This window comes from Azospirillum picis (assembly GCF_017876115.1).
Taxonomy (GTDB): Bacteria; Pseudomonadota; Alphaproteobacteria; order Azospirillales; family Azospirillaceae; genus Azospirillum; species Azospirillum picis.
Genome location: NZ_JAGINO010000005.1, coordinates 215,581 through 229,346, shown reverse-complemented (window position 1 = coordinate 229,346; position 13,766 = coordinate 215,581). Strand labels below are relative to the sequence as shown.

The following is a 13,766-nucleotide window of genomic DNA, read 5'->3' as shown; positions in this document are numbered from 1 at the left end:
ACCTGTGCTGTTTGGCCGAGGTTCGACTGTCCATTCGGGCGAGGTCTCCCCTTTTATCCTTTCTCCTTTGGCGCAGCTTCGTCGAATTTTCAGACAAAAATGTGACCGAGTTCTTGCCTATTGCGGTGCAAAAACAAACGCGGATTCGCGATGTGCGCGAATCCGCGTTCTGGATCGTTGACCGAGGTTCAGGGTGGACGGCGTGTATCGGGCGTCGGTTGCTGGCGACCTGTTCCTCCCGCGCCCGACGGGAGAGATGACGAACGGGTGCGGGGCTCCGCTACCGAACCGGCGACGGTGGCTTCACTCCGGCGTCATACCGGCGCCCGCACCATGATCCCCGCCGCCTCCAGCGCCGTACGGACGGCGGCAGCCATCGCGACGGCGGACGGCGTGTCGCCATGGACGCAGACGGTGTCGGCGACGATCGGCAATCGGGTGCCGTGCCGGCTCTCGACCGCACCGTCCAGAACCATCCGCACCACCCGTGCCGCCGCGATCCCGGGATCATGGATGACCGACCCGGCGAGGCTGCGCGGAGTGAGGGTGCCGTCGTCCTCGTAGGTCCGGTCGGCGAAGGCTTCACGCACCACCCGCAGGCCGGCGGCATCGCCGGCGCGGTCCATGGCGCTCAGCGGCGGCACGACGAGCAGCAGCGACGGGTCCACTGCCCTGACCGCGCGGGCGATGGCGCCGGCCAATTCCGGCTCCACCGCCGCCATGTTGTAGAGGGCACCGTGCGGCTTCACGTGGGTCACCCGCTGCCCCGACAGGGCGGCACAAGCCTGGAGCGCACCGATCTGGTAGGCGACCAGCCGCTCCGCCTCCGTGGCGGACATCCCGCGGATGATCCGGCGACCGAAGCCGGACCTGTCCTCGAACCCCGGATGGGCGCCGATGCGCACCCCCTTCTCTCCCGCCAGCGCGGCGGTGTCCGCCATGATGGTGGGATCGCCGGCGTGAAAACCGCAGGCGATGTTGGCGGAGGTGACGATGTCCAGCATCGCCCGGTCGTCGCCCATCGCCCAGGCGCCGTACCCCTCCCCCATGTCGCAGTTCAGATCAATGGTCGGCATGGCATCCCCCCTTGTTTGGTCGGGCCGGCCCTGTGTGCACAGGCAATCCCGCAAGCCGGCGTCCGGCTCAGGCAGCGTCGGACTTTCGCAGAGAGCGGATGAAGCCGGCAACCTCGCCGCGCATCCTGTCCATTTGCCCGGTCAGCGCGCCGGCCGCCCCTTCGAGCTGCACCGATGCCGCCCCGGTCTGTCCCGCAGTCTCCGATGTCGCGGTCACGTCGCTCAGCAGGGCACGCACGCCCTGGGCCGCCTCACTGACGCCGCGGCCGATCTCCGTCGTGGCGGCGTTCTGCTCCTCCACCGACGCCGCGATGGAGGCGCTGATCTGGCTGAGGCCGTGTACGACGCGGGCGATCTCGACGATTTCGTCGGCGGCGGAGCCGGTGGAGTCCTGGATGGCGCGGATCTGCGTCTCGATGTCCTCGGTCGCCTTGGCGGTCTGGGTGGCCAGCGCCTTCACCTCGCCGGCCACGACGGCGAAGCCCTTGCCGGCCTCGCCGGCACGGGCCGCCTCGATGGTGGCGTTCAGCGCCAGCAGGTTGGTCTGCTTGGCGATGGCGTTGATCAGCGTGACCACCGCCGATACCCGGTCGGATGCCTGCACCAGTCCGGCCACCTGATCCGTGGCACGCGAGGCCCGGCGGGACGCCTCGTCGGCGATCGATTGGGAATGCTGCGCCTGGACCGAAATCTCGCGGATCGAGGCCACCAGCTCGTCGACGGCGGCCGCCATGCCGTCGACCGACGCATTGACGGCCGCGGCGTTGCCGGCGGCTTGGCGACTGAGCTGTCCGTTTTGTTCCGCGACGCCGGCCAGGCTGCGGGTGGCGTCGCCCATCCCATCCGTGGTTCGCAGGACCTCGGACAGGGTGGTGCCGACGCGCCGTTCGAAATCATCGGCGACGGCGGCAATGGCGGCATGGCGCTCTGCCTCGGCCCGCCGGCGCAGTTCGACCTGCTCGGCCTCCAGCCGCTGGTTGGCTGCCCCCTGCTCCTTGAAGACCTGGACGGCGGCGGCCATGCGCCCGATCTCGTCGCTGCGATCGCGGGACGGGACCTCGGCGGTGCCGTCACCGGCCGCCAGCCGCGTCATCACCGCAGTCAGGCGGACGATCGGACGCGTGGCGCCACGGACCATCAGGAACAGCACGCCGCACAAGGCCACAAGCGCCGCCAATCCGCCGCCGGCCAGCAGCCAGGCGCGTTCCGCCGCCTGACGCTCGGCACGGCGGGGGGACAGGTGGATTTCAACCGTCCCCAGCCGGTCGAGGCGGCCATCCGCCTTGCGCTGGATATCGGTACGGCGGACCAGCACCGCCGGATCGGCCGCCGACACGTCGCCGCTCCGGGCGAAGACCTCACCCTTGGGATCGAGCACGCGGCTGCCGACGTAATCGGGATCATTGGCCAGGGCGGCGAGCTGGGCCGCCGCGGAATCCTGATCGACGTTCCACAGCGGTTCGGCCAACCCGCCGGCAATCACCAGGACGGTCACGGCGGCACGGTCCTCCAAGGCGGTGCGGGCATCCTCGCGGTTCATGGTGACCACGGCGGCAATGCCGGTTGCACTGATGACGGTCACCATCACCGCGATCGGCACGATGACACGCATGGCTAGGGTACGGCCCACACGCTGCAGCATCAGGTCCACTCCATGGCGATTGGGGAGGTTGGGCGAGGGAGCAGGCGGCAAGGCCTCAGTCCCATCCGGTGACGGCGCCGCCGATCAGGTTGAAGCCGAGCAGGCGGGCGCTGTCGTACAAGGCGAAGGCACCGGCCGATTGCAGGAGGCCGGGAAGGGCGTCGAAGGCCTCGCGCTGCGCGGCCCGGATGCGCCAGGCCTCTTCAGGACCCACGGCGGCGAAGCGCACCCGGTCGCCGGGCCGCATCTGCGACAGGGTCGCCAGGTCGGGTCCGACGACGCAGGCGATCTTGGGATAACCGCCGGTGGTCTGGCGGTCGGCGAGCAGCACGATCGGGCGGCCCGTTCCCGGAACCTGCACCGCCCCCAGCGGAATGCCGTCGGAGGTGATGTTGAAGCCGCGGGCATGTTCGATCGTCGGGCCGTCGAGGCGGCAGCCCATGCGATCTGCTTCGTGGCTCACGGCATAATCCTCCGACAGGAACGCCTCGATCCCGGCAGCGGTGAAGTAGTCCTGCTGCGGTCCGAGCATGACGCGCAGCGTACCGCTGCGACGGGGCAGCAGCGACGGGTCGAGACGATGCTCCCCGCGGTCGGGAGCCTGGTCGAGGCGCAGAGGCAGCCGGTCGCCGGCTTTCAGCGGCCCGCCGTCGAGCCCACCCATACGGCTGCGTATGTGCGTGGAGACGCTGCCGAGCACCGGCTGTGCGGCGATGCCGCCCTCCACCGCCCAATAGCCGCGCATGCCGCTGCGCAGGGCGCCGATGCGCAGGGTCTGGCCATCACGGAGCCGCAGGCTGGTCCAGGACGGGGCCGGTTCGCCATCCACCGCCACCTCGGCATCGGCGGCGACGGCGATGCGCACGGTCCCCCCCTCGACCGTGATGCAGTCGCCGGCCAGGGTGAACTCCACCGCCCCCTCGGCGGGCGGGTTGCCGGCCAGGACGTTGGCGGCGGCGTGCAGCAGCGGATCGGCCGCGCCGGCGACCGAGACGCCGTAGCGCTGATAGCCGATCCGCCCCCGGTCCTGCAGCGTCGAGCTGGGGCCGGCGGAGACGACACGCAGATGGGTGGTCATGCGGCAGCTCCCTGTACCATGGGGTCGGCGGCAGCCACGGAGACGGTTTCACTGTCCGGCAGGTAGCCGGCTATTCCCTCCAGCCGGTCGTACTCGGCGGCCGTGATGGCGGTGAAGCGGATGCGATCGCCGGGTGCCAGCAGGAAGGGCGGATCCCGCCGCAGGTCGAAGGTGCGGGCCGGCGTCCGTCCCAGCAGATGCCAACCGCTGGGCATGGCGATCGGAGAGATCGCCGCCTGCCCCCCGCCCTGCATGATGCTGCCGGCCGGAGTGGCCATGCGCGGGTTTTCCCGCCGTGGCTGGTGCAGCGCCGCCGGCAAGCCGCCGAGATAGGCGAAGCCGGGGGAGAAGCCCAGCATGTAGACCCGGTAGTCGACGGTGCAGTGCAGGCGCACCACCTCCTCGGCGGGCATGCCGCAGCGGCGCGCCACCTCGTCCAGATCCTCGCCATGCGCGCCGCCGAAGCAGACGGGGATGATCCAACGAAGCTGCGGCCCGGTGCCGGCCTCCTCCAGTCCCGCCGCCAGTTCCAGCAGCCGACCGCCCAGCACCTCCGCCGTCGTGACAGCCGGGTCGAACTGCACCAGGATCGAGCGGTATGTGGGCACCGTCTCGATCAACCCGGCGATGCTGGCTTCGTCGATGCGACGGTCCAGCCGGTGGACGGCCGCATTCAGGTCGGGGGCGATGCCGTCGCCCAGTTCCACGATCAAGGCGCTGTCGCCGGCAGTCCGCAGCACGGGTGCCGGGAACGGAGTGGTCACGCTCATGGGAATTCTCGAGGCAGTCGGAGGAGAGGCGCGCCGCGGGTCAGCGCGCGTATTTGTCCAGCACCTGCTGGTAGGCGCCGCTCGCCTTCATCGCCGCGACGCCGGCGTCGAAGTCCTCACGCAGCCTGGTGGTGTCGCGCGCCTTGGTGAAGGCGATGTAGCTGGGGATGTCCTGGACCGCCGGGGTCAGTTCCTTCACCTTGTCGAGCGCACCGGCCTGTTTCAGGAAATACTGCGCGACGTAGCGGTTGCTCGGCATCACCTCGAAGCGGCCGGACAGCAGCTTCTTCAAGTTGCTGTCGCTGTCGTTGGACTTCTCGACCGCCGGCAGCACGCCGCCCTTGATCGCCTCGTCGACGATCGGGCCGTAGCTGATCTGGTTGACCACGCCGAACCTGTGGCCCGATAGCTTGGCGAGGTCGCCGTCGAAGCCGAGCGGGCTGTCCTTCGCCACGAACAGGGACACCACCTGCGGCACCAGCACCTGGGTGGAGTAATTCAGGAACTGCTCGCGCTCCGGCGTCCTGTAGGCGGTGAAGACCGCGTCCGCCTCGCCGCTGCGCACGGTTTCCAGCGCCCGCGCCCAGGGCATGATCTCCACCGTCACGCTGTGGCCGGCGGACTTCATCGCTTCCGTCACGATGTCGTAGGCGATGCCGGCCGGCTTGCCGCCGTCGTCGTAGATCAGCGGCGGGAAGCTGAGCGCCACCATGCGCAACTGGTCGGCAGCCGCCGGCACGGCGGCGAACAGGCCGCCGGCCAGAAGGGTGCCAATGAGCGTGGACGACAGAAGACGGGACGGGAGCGGACGCGACATCGGGCAAGCCTCCACTGTGTCCGCGCAGGCGGGATGCTGCGCGGTGGCCGGTTTCATGCGGGGATCGGAAGGCGGGCCGCGAAGCCCGCGGAGAACTCAGAGCACCGACAGGTGGGTGTTCAGCAGGTCGGTGATCAGCATGGCGCCCGGGCTGTGGGTGATGGCGATCGGCGGACGGGCGTTGCGGATCGCGACCTGTGGCGTCACCCCGCAGGCCCAGAACACCGGGACCTCGCCGGGTTCGATCGGGACCGCCTCGCCATGCTCGGGGTCGGCGATGTCACGGATGCCGATCGCCGCCGGGTCGCCGAAATGCACGGGCGCCCCATGCACCGACGGGAAGCGCGAGGTGATCTGGACGGCGCGGATGGCGTCCTTCGGAACCATCGGCCGCATCGACACCACCATGTTGCCGCGGAAGCGGCCGGCGGGCGCGCATGGGATGCTGGTTTCGTACATCGGCACGTTGCGGTTCATCGCGATGTGGCGCACCGGGAGCCCGTCGGCGAGAAGCGCCTCTTCGAACGAGAAGGAACAGCCGATGAGGAAGGCGACGAAATCATCCCGCCACAGGTCGATGATGTCGGTCGGCCCGTCGGTCAGGACGCCGTCGCGGTAGACGCGGTAGCGCGGCACATCGGTGCGGATGTCGATGTCCCGGCCGAGCGTCGGCAGCCGGGGGTCGCCGACCTCCGATACCGCCAGCAACGGACAGGGGCGCGGGTTGGCCTGGCAGAAGCGCAGGAAATCCCCGGCCCAGTCGGCCGGCAGGATGGCGAGGTTCGCCTGGACATGGCCGGGGGCGAGGCCGGCGGTCTGGCCGCTGTTCTCGCCGCTGCGGATGCGCAGGCGTTCGGCGGCGGCGGAGAGGGGCATGGTGGTCATGGGGGTCATCCGGGAAGGTGTGTGGTGGTTTGTGGTTGGGGGCGGGCGATGGCAAGGTGCTTTACCCCCTCCCCAACCCTCCCCCGCTTCGCGGGAGAGGGAGAGTTGAGCGCGGGAGCGGCGGAGTTCCCTCTCCCGCCGTAAGGCGGGGGAGGGTTAGGGAGGGGGCCGCCTGCGAGGAGACCTCACATCCCGAGATACGCCTGCCGCACTTCGTCGCTGCCCAGCAGGTCCTGGCCGCTGCCCTCCATGACCATGCGGCCGGTCTGGATGACGTAGCCGCGGTCGGCGATCTCCAGTGCGCGGTGGACGTTCTGCTCGACCAGCAGCACGGTGATGCCGCGGCTGCGGATCAGTTGGATGGTCTCGAAGATGCGGGTCACCAGTTTCGGCGCGACGCCCCAGGAGGGTTCGTCCAGCATCAGCAGGTCGGGCTGGCTCATCAGGCCGCGGCACATCGCCAGCATCTGCTGCTCGCCGCCCGACAGGGTGCCTGCCTGCTGACGGCGGCGTTCGCCCAGCACGGTGAAAGTGTCGTAGGCGAATTGGAGCGTTTGCTCGCGTTTTGCCGCATCGGCGGTGGTGAAGCCGCCGAGCATCAGGTTCTGTTCCACGGTCAGGCGGGGGAACAGGCGCCGCCCCTCCGGCACCAGGACCAGTCCGCGCTTCACCCTCTCATGGGCGGGGACGGCGGAAAGCTCCTTGCCCTTGAAGGTGATGGAGCCGCCGTCGAGCGCATTCAGGCCGGCGATGGCGCGCAGCGTCGTCGACTTGCCGTTGCCGTTGCCGCCGACCAGGGCGACGATCTCCCCCGTGCCGAGGTGGAGGCTGACGTCGCGGATGGCGGGGACGCGGCGATAGCTCGACTGGATGTTGCGGACCTGCAGCATCGGGCGGGACGGAACCGGATCCTCGGCGGCATCGATGGTGGCGGGACGGACGGGCTGGGACCGCTGTTGTTGCAGCATGCTCTCACTCCCCCAGGTAGGCCGCGATGACGGCGGGGTTCTCGGCGATCTCGGCCGGCGTGCCGTCGGCGATCTTGGCACCGTAGTCGAGGACCAGCATGCGGTGGGCGATCGGCATGATGCCTTCCATCACATGTTCGACGATGATGCTGGCGATGCCGCGCAGGTGGATGCGGTGGACCAGGGCCGACGCCTCGCGGACCTCCGTAGGGTTCAGGCCCGCCATCACCTCGTCGAGCAGGATCAGCTTCGGTTCGGTGGCGAGTGCACGGGCGACCTCCAGCCGCTTCTGCTCGGACACGGTGAGGTCGCCGGCCGGCACGGCGGCGCGGTGGGACAGGCCCACGAAGGACAGTTCGGCTTCCGCCCGTTCACGCGCCGCGGCAACCCGCTTGTTGCGCAGCATGGCGCCGACCATGACGTTCTCCAGCGCGCTCATCGACTGGAAGATGCGGACGATCTGGAAGGTACGGGCGATACCCAGCGCCGCCGCCGCCTCGGGCGTGGAGCCGGTGACGTCGCGCCCCTCGAAGGCGATGCGTCCGCTGGTCGGGGTGTGGAAGCCGGCGAGGCAGTTGAACAGCGTGGTCTTGCCCGCCCCGTTCGGGCCGATCAGCCCGATGATCTCGCCATGATGGACGGTGAAGCTGATGTCGCGGTTGGCCACCAGGCCCTGGAAGGCCTTGCCCAGGCCGTCGACGGCCAGCAGGGGTGCGGTGTTCATGGCCGGGCCTCCATCTTGCCGGGTTCCGCCGCCGTGCGCCCGCCGCCCGGCAGGTGGCGGCGCAGGTCGCCCAGCAGGCCAAGCACGCCCGAGGGGCTGAACACGGCGACCAGGATGATCATGGTGGCGTAGATGATCATGTCGGTGCCCGAACCGGTGCTGCCGAACAGGGTGCGGCTGTACTCCTCGATGGTGATCAGGATCACCGCGCCCAGCACCGGGCCGAGCAGCCGCCCGACACCGCCCAGGATGGCGATCAACGCGATCTTGATCGACACCGAGGTGGCCAGCACCGAACCGGGATCGATGAACATCTCCTTCTGCGCATAGAAGCTGCCGCCCAGCGCGGTCAGGAAGGCGGAGACCGAGAGGGCGATCAGCTTGTAGCGGGTCAGGCTGACGCCGAGCGCCCGGGCCGCTTCCGGCTCGTCCTTGATGGCGCGGAAATAATAGCCGATGTGGCTGCGTTCGATCGCCCAGGATGCAAGCACGGTCAGCACCAGCAGCCCGAGCGCCACGTAATAATAGGGAAGCTTCGACAGGAAGATCAGCCAGCCAAGGCCGCCGCGGTCCATCGGCAGGGTCAGGCCGACCGCCCCTTCCAGGAGGTCGCTGTTGGTCACCAGGACCTGGACGATCTCCGCCACCGCGATGGTGGCCATGGCGAAGTAATGCCCCTTCAGCCGGAAGCAGGGCCAGCCCATGGCGAGCGCGAAGAGGACGGCGACCAGCCCGCCGACCGGTGCGCCGATCCAGGGCGACAGCCCCAGCGTCAGCAGCAGCATGGTCGAGGCGTAGGCGCCGATCCCGTAGAACACCGCATGGCCGAGCGAAACCTGCCCGGCATAGCCGCCGACGATGTTCCAGGCGACGCCGAGCTGCGCGCCCATCAGGATGAGGATCAGGAAGTTCTGCTGCGACGGCTCGGTGACGGCCAGCGGCAGCAGGGCGGCGAGCGCCAGCAGGCCGGCGGCTGCGGCCGCCTTGCGTGTTTGGGTCATGGTCGTCATCAGGCTTTCCCCAGCAGGCCCCGCGGGCGCACCAGCAGGACGATCAGCAGCAGCGACAGCACGATGGCGGTCTTGTATTCCGGACCGACCAGGAAGCCGCCCAGCACCTCGATCAGGCCGACGATGATGCCTGCCAGGAAGGCGCCGGTGATGCTGCCGAAACCGCCCAGCACCACCACGACAAAGGCGATGAGGATGAAGTTCGCCCCCACCTCGGGGAAGATCGGGAAGAAGGTGGCGATCAGCCCGCCGGCCAGCCCGGCGCAGGCCGCGCCGATGCCCCAGGCCAGCGCGAACATCTTCTGGCCGTCGATGCCCATCAGGGTGGCGGCCTCGCGGTCGATGGCGGTGGCCTCCAGCGCCGTGCCGAGCCGGGTGCGGTGCAGGAAGACCCACAGGGCGCCGGTGACGCCGATCGCTCCCAGCGCCGCCACGAACTGCGGCAGCCCGAACTGGACCGGGCCGAGGGCGATGTTGCCGCTGACCAGGCTGTGCGGGATCAGCCGGTGGTCGGGCTTCCAGAAGAACTGCGCCAGCCCGCGCAGCAGGATCATCAGGCCGAAGGTCGCGAAGATCTGCGACAGCATCGGTGCCTTGAGGATGCGGCGGATGACGGTCTGGTAGACGATGACGCCGACGGCGAACAGCAGCAGCGCCGTCATCGGCAGCGCCACGATCGGATCGATGGCGAACAGAACGAAGGCCCAGAAGCTGGCATACATGCCGAGCATCAGGAACTCGCCATGGGCGAAGTTGACGATGTCCATCACGCCGAAGATCAGCGTCAGGCCGACGGCGACCAGGGCGTAGATCAGCCCGATCAGCAGGCCCGAGACGAGCACTTGGATGAGAATGTCGGCGGTCATTGCCGTGCACCCCCTGTGGCTAAGGGTGGGCCAGGGAGCGATGACGGACCGTCCGGCCCCGTCCCGTGCATGGAACGGGGAATGCCGCAGCGCGGCCGGGCCGGTGCGAGGCGGGGTTCGGGGGCGTCGATGCGTTCCCCGATGCCGTCGGTGCCCCTCCTCTCCCATGCCGGGAGAGGGAACGATCCGTCATCGCCCGTGCTGGAGAGGATGGCGCGTCAGCGGCCATCCCAGGCGGGCATGGGGTAGACGACCGGCTTGGTCGCCACGTCGAAGGGCCACACCGTCGCATACTGCCCGTTCTGCACCTGGACGATCAGCCCCTGGCCCAACTCGTTCTGGCCGTCGGCGTCGAACTTCACGCCCTTCCACGGCATGATCAGGCCCGTTGCGGGGATGTCGGTCTCCTGCAGGGCCTTGCGGATGGCGTCGGGCGTGGTGGCGCCGGCGCGGTCGATGGCGTCGGCCAGGACGGCGATGGCGGTGAAGGCGCGGGCGGAGTTGCCGTTGAAGTCGACGCCGCTGCGCTGCTTCATCAGGTCGTTGACTTGGCGGATCAGCGGATTGCGGTCGGCTTGGTCGAGCGCCCAGACCTCGCGGCTGATGACGAACTCGCCGTCCTTGCCCATCGTCTTCAGGAACTCGCTGTCGTTGAAGCCGGCATCGTTGGCCAGCAGCATCTTCGGCAGGAAGCCGAGCTCCTTGTAGGTCTTCATCGACAGGATGGCATCGCCGAGATAGCTCGACTGCATGATGACCGCAGGCTTGGACGCCTTGAGGCGTTGGACCTCGGAGGTCATCTGCGTGGTCTTGGCCGGGTAGACGATCTTCTCGGCGATGTCGAACTTGCGGTCGGCGGCCAGCTTGACCTGCAGCTTGGTCGTCTCGTTGCCCCAGAGCGTGTTCTCGTTGAACAGCCCGACGGTGCGCAGCTTGTCACCGGTCTTCTTCTCCATGTCCTCCAGGAAGGTGAAGAAGTTGGTGACGAACAGGTCGTCATGCGGCGTGGTGCGGAAGAACCATTTGAAGTGCCGCTGGGTCAGCGTGGCGGAAGAGGATTCACCGTTGAGGAAGGGGACGCCGTAGCGTTCGGCGACCTGGCTGGCGGTGGCGGTGACGTTGGAGAAATAGGCCCCGGCGAGTGCCGCCACCTTCTCGCTGGTGATCAGGCGCTCGGCCTCGGTGGCTCCGACCTGCGGGTTCCCCTGGTGGTCGCCGAAGACCAGCCGGATCTTGGCGCCCTTCATGTGCGGCATGCCGACGCCGGCCACCAGCCCGGCCGGGGCCGGGATCTCCTTGTTGATGATCGCCGCGGCCAGTTCCGCGGCCGCCTTCAGCTCCACCCCGGTCGATGCCGCGGCACCGGTCAGCGGATAGATGACGCCGATCCGGATCTCGTCCTCCGCACGGGCCGGCGCGGCGCCGATGCCCAGGCCGCCGAGTGCCGTGGTCGCCAGCAGCGCCGCGACGCCGAGCAGGCGCGCCATGGTCCGACGGCGTGTGACCGGACGGGAGGTGGAGGGCGTGCCGGTGGGTTCGGAATTCGCGTCCGCGAACCGCATCGTGAAATCTCCTTTGTTCAGTGCCACTGTCGGCTTGCGGCGCCTGCCTTTGCGGCTGGATGGATGCGCCTGCTGAGAGGATGATGACACGAACAGTATTGAGGCCGTCCAATCGTATGTTTTGATCTGCAATGATAACGGAATGCTATCAATCGCCCGTTGCCAGCCCTGCCTCCGCCTGATAGTCGGCGGCCACCTGTACCGCGAGGTCGGCGACAATGGAGGCCATGTGGTTTCCCGCGTTGGCGGAATAGGCGGCGCAGAAGGTCATCCCCGGCAGCGGCGCCTGCGACCGGATCAGCCGCAGCCGCCCTTCCGCCAACTCGCGCTGGACGATCACCGTGGGGATGACGCTGACGCCCACGGCGTCGACCGCCATGCGCACCACGCTGGCGAGCGAGCTGTTGCCGAACATCCGCACCGACAGCCCGACGGCGGAGAACATCTCGCGGATCACCCCGTAGGGTTGGGTGGTGCGTGAAAAGGTGATGATCGGCCAAGCCGCAAGGTCGGCCAGCGAGACCGGCTCGGCCGGCAGGTCCAGGGACGGGCTCGCCACCCATCCCAGAGGGTAGCTGCCGACCGGCACAGCCCGGAACCGGATGTCGGTATAGGAAGCGAGCATCACCGCCACCTCGATCTCATGACGCGCCAGGGCGTCGCGAAGATTGGGGGACGTTTCAACCTCGATCTCCAGCGAGACCGCCGGATAGAGCGCGTTCAGCCGCTCGATCAGGCGGCTGAGCCAGGTGTGGACCACCGTCTCCGCCACGCCCAGCCGGATGACGCTGCGGATGGCGCTGCGGTCCGCCACGGCACTCATCAGCTCGGCACGGAGCGCCAGCATCTTCTCGGCGTAGGTCAGCAGGATCATCGCCTGCGGCGTGGGGGCGACCCGCCGCCCGACCCGCTCGAACAGCGGCACGCCCAACTCGTCCTGGAGCTGGGCGATCCGGGCGGAGACCGCCGGCTGGGTGGTGTTCAACCGCTCGGCCGCCCGCCGGTAACCGCCGAGCCTCATGGTCCAGACGAAGATTTCCAGCGATTTGAGGTCCAGCATGCCACCCTCCTCGCCGTATCGCCGGACCCTAGCGCCGGTCTTCCAGAGCGGCCAGTTCCGCCTCGACCACCGCCAGCCTGTCGCGCAGGCGGTCGCGCTCGATCTCCAGCGCTTCGCGCCGGCTGACATGGTCGATGGTCCTGCTGCGCAGATCGCGCTTGAAGCGGACGATCTCGGGCCGGGTCACGTCCGGGCGGATCAGGTTGCTTTGATCGGCCAGGCGGAGCTGTTCGCTGTTCAGCGTGGCCAACTGGTAGACGGTGGCATAGCTCGGCGGCAGGCGGGCCTCCGGCAGCCGGCCGCTGTCGACCGCCTCCGCCACCATGCGGAGCTGGTAGGCGACCTGATAGCCGAAGGGCAGTTCATTCTCCACCATCGCCTGGAACTCGCCATGCGCCAGCCGCAGCCTCGCCTGGACCAGGTAACGGCCGATCAGCAGGAACTTCTCCTGGGCGCTTCGCCAGAGGGTCGAGATCTCCTGGACGAACTCCTCACGCCGCAGCAGTTCGATCGGCGCTTCGGCCATCCGCTCGATACGCTCGTCGACGGCGATGTGGCGGCGTGCCTGCGCCTTGGAAACCTGCTTGAACCCGCTCATTGCGCCAGCTCCAGTTCGTGACGGACGAAAGCCCAGACCCCGGCCATGTGCTCGATGCCCTTGCCGCCTTTCAGCTCCAGCAGTCCCAGCCCGCGTCCGGCGGTGAACTGGATGTCCTCGTAGTCGGGCACTTCGACCGGGCAGATCCGCCCATCCCCCAGCAGCCTGCGCTGCGCTTCGGTGAAGCCCCGGGTGCGCGGCTTCACGCGGTTCATCACGAAGGCGGCGTTCTTGCCATAGCGGCGGACGAAGCGCATCCACGGCCGGACCGAATCCAGGTCGTCGTCGGATTGCCCGGTCGGCACCACAATCAGGTCCGACGACAAAGCCAGCAGCTTGAACTCCTCGGGATGGTCTTCGATCGACGGCGGCGTGTCGATCACCAGCAGGTCGAAATCGTCGATGCCGCTCAGGGCATCGCGGATGTCTGCCGACGTCATGCCGGCCTCGAAATGCGTGATCGGTGCCATCCCGTCCGGACGCTTGGCGAACCATTTCGTCAGGCTGCGCTGGGGATCCAGGTCGAGCGTGGCGACGGTGCAGCCATCAAGCGCCGCCGCAACCGCGATGTTGCGGCTCAGCGTCGTCTTGCCGATCCCCCCTTTCGGGCCGTTGACCAGCAAGCGTTTCACCGGGCCATGTCCCGTGACGTTGGCCATCGTCGTGCCCCTTCTCACCATCTGCTGTCGCCGTCTTTTACCAAAGCGCGG

The 13,766-nt window shown here is 68.6% G+C and carries 14 protein-coding genes; all 14 read right to left on the bottom strand.

The features are described from left to right. Positions 1-314: 314 nt before the first annotated feature. The 14 genes from J2850_RS09865 to J2850_RS09800 all read right to left on the bottom strand — a co-directional run bounded on the left by J2850_RS09865 (position 315) and on the right by J2850_RS09800 (position 13,715). Positions 315-1,076, bottom strand: a complete 762-nt coding sequence (locus J2850_RS09865; protein WP_209981096.1) for a LamB/YcsF family protein — start codon at positions 1,074-1,076, stop codon at positions 315-317. A 67-nt stretch (positions 1,077-1,143) separates the two neighbouring features. After that, positions 1,144-2,718: a methyl-accepting chemotaxis protein gene (locus J2850_RS09860; protein ID WP_209981094.1), complete on the bottom strand. Its 1,575-nt coding sequence runs from the start codon at positions 2,716-2,718 to the stop codon at positions 1,144-1,146. 55 nt (positions 2,719-2,773) lie between these two features. Then, entirely contained in the window at positions 2,774-3,796 is a 1,023-nt protein-coding gene (locus J2850_RS09855) for a 5-oxoprolinase subunit C family protein (RefSeq protein WP_209981093.1), read from the bottom strand. Then, complete coding sequence (pxpB, locus tag J2850_RS09850; protein ID WP_209981091.1) at positions 3,793-4,566, bottom strand: 5-oxoprolinase subunit PxpB; 774 nt, start codon at positions 4,564-4,566, stop codon at positions 3,793-3,795. Before pxpB ends, J2850_RS09855 begins: the two co-directional genes overlap by 4 nt. A gap of 40 nt (positions 4,567-4,606) precedes the next feature. Continuing rightward, the gene (locus tag J2850_RS09845; RefSeq protein ID WP_209981089.1) at positions 4,607-5,383 is read right to left on the bottom strand and encodes a substrate-binding periplasmic protein; all 777 of its coding nucleotides are present in this window, start codon (positions 5,381-5,383) and stop codon (positions 4,607-4,609) included. Between the two features lie 96 nt (positions 5,384-5,479). Beyond that, positions 5,480-6,268, bottom strand: a complete 789-nt coding sequence (locus tag J2850_RS09840; RefSeq protein ID WP_246512950.1) for a putative hydro-lyase — start codon at positions 6,266-6,268, stop codon at positions 5,480-5,482. Positions 6,269-6,453: 185 nt separating this feature from the next. Further along, positions 6,454-7,236, bottom strand: coding sequence for an ABC transporter ATP-binding protein (locus tag J2850_RS09835; RefSeq protein WP_246512949.1), 783 nt, complete (start codon positions 7,234-7,236; stop codon positions 6,454-6,456). Between the two features lie 4 nt (positions 7,237-7,240). After that, a complete protein-coding gene (locus J2850_RS09830; protein ID WP_209981086.1) occupies positions 7,241-7,960 on the bottom strand; it encodes an ABC transporter ATP-binding protein in 720 nt (239 codons plus the stop codon). Beyond that, positions 7,957-8,970, bottom strand: a complete 1,014-nt coding sequence (locus tag J2850_RS09825; protein WP_209981084.1) for a branched-chain amino acid ABC transporter permease — start codon at positions 8,968-8,970, stop codon at positions 7,957-7,959. Before J2850_RS09825 ends, J2850_RS09830 begins: the two co-directional genes overlap by 4 nt. Further along, positions 8,970-9,836, bottom strand: a complete 867-nt coding sequence (locus tag J2850_RS09820; RefSeq protein ID WP_209981082.1) for a branched-chain amino acid ABC transporter permease — start codon at positions 9,834-9,836, stop codon at positions 8,970-8,972. The genes J2850_RS09825 and J2850_RS09820 overlap by 1 nt, the downstream gene beginning before the upstream one ends. Positions 9,837-10,054: 218 nt before the next feature. After that, positions 10,055-11,398 (bottom strand): ABC transporter substrate-binding protein, encoded by a 1,344-nt coding sequence (locus tag J2850_RS09815; RefSeq protein WP_209981080.1) that lies wholly within the window; start codon positions 11,396-11,398, stop codon positions 10,055-10,057. Between the two features lie 148 nt (positions 11,399-11,546). Beyond that, positions 11,547-12,458: a LysR family transcriptional regulator gene (locus tag J2850_RS09810; RefSeq protein ID WP_209981078.1), complete on the bottom strand. Its 912-nt coding sequence runs from the start codon at positions 12,456-12,458 to the stop codon at positions 11,547-11,549. Between the two features lie 28 nt (positions 12,459-12,486). Next, positions 12,487-13,056, bottom strand: a complete 570-nt coding sequence (locus J2850_RS09805; protein ID WP_209981076.1) for a hypothetical protein — start codon at positions 13,054-13,056, stop codon at positions 12,487-12,489. Beyond that, the gene (locus J2850_RS09800) at positions 13,053-13,715 is read right to left on the bottom strand and encodes a ParA family protein (RefSeq protein WP_209981074.1); all 663 of its coding nucleotides are present in this window, start codon (positions 13,713-13,715) and stop codon (positions 13,053-13,055) included. Before J2850_RS09800 ends, J2850_RS09805 begins: the two co-directional genes overlap by 4 nt. Positions 13,716-13,766: the final 51 nt, after the last annotated feature.

What these genes read in the sequence shown, in the direction of transcription:
- J2850_RS09855 (WP_209981093.1), bottom strand. Translation starts at nt 3,796, where the DNA reads ATGACCACCCATCTGCGTGTCGTCTCCGCCGGCCCCAGCTCGACGCTG.
- J2850_RS09830 (WP_209981086.1), bottom strand. Translation starts at nt 7,960, where the DNA reads ATGAACACCGCACCCCTGCTGGCCGTCGACGGCCTGGGCAAGGCCTTC.
- J2850_RS09845 (WP_209981089.1), bottom strand. Translation starts at nt 5,383, where the DNA reads ATGTCGCGTCCGCTCCCGTCCCGTCTTCTGTCGTCCACGCTCATTGGC.
- J2850_RS09835 (WP_246512949.1), bottom strand. Translation starts at nt 7,236, where the DNA reads ATGCTGCAACAACAGCGGTCCCAGCCCGTCCGTCCCGCCACCATCGAT.
- J2850_RS09865 (WP_209981096.1), bottom strand. Translation starts at nt 1,076, where the DNA reads ATGCCGACCATTGATCTGAACTGCGACATGGGGGAGGGGTACGGCGCC.
- J2850_RS09805 (WP_209981076.1), bottom strand. Translation starts at nt 13,056, where the DNA reads ATGAGCGGGTTCAAGCAGGTTTCCAAGGCGCAGGCACGCCGCCACATC.
- pxpB (WP_209981091.1), bottom strand. Translation starts at nt 4,566, where the DNA reads ATGAGCGTGACCACTCCGTTCCCGGCACCCGTGCTGCGGACTGCCGGC.
- J2850_RS09820 (WP_209981082.1), bottom strand. Translation starts at nt 9,836, where the DNA reads ATGACCGCCGACATTCTCATCCAAGTGCTCGTCTCGGGCCTGCTGATC.
- J2850_RS09860 (WP_209981094.1), bottom strand. Translation starts at nt 2,718, where the DNA reads ATGCTGCAGCGTGTGGGCCGTACCCTAGCCATGCGTGTCATCGTGCCG.
- J2850_RS09825 (WP_209981084.1), bottom strand. Translation starts at nt 8,970, where the DNA reads ATGACGACCATGACCCAAACACGCAAGGCGGCCGCAGCCGCCGGCCTG.
- J2850_RS09810 (WP_209981078.1), bottom strand. Translation starts at nt 12,458, where the DNA reads ATGCTGGACCTCAAATCGCTGGAAATCTTCGTCTGGACCATGAGGCTC.
- J2850_RS09815 (WP_209981080.1), bottom strand. Translation starts at nt 11,398, where the DNA reads ATGCGGTTCGCGGACGCGAATTCCGAACCCACCGGCACGCCCTCCACC.
- J2850_RS09840 (WP_246512950.1), bottom strand. Translation starts at nt 6,268, where the DNA reads ATGACCACCATGCCCCTCTCCGCCGCCGCCGAACGCCTGCGCATCCGC.
- J2850_RS09800 (WP_209981074.1), bottom strand. Translation starts at nt 13,715, where the DNA reads ATGGCCAACGTCACGGGACATGGCCCGGTGAAACGCTTGCTGGTCAAC.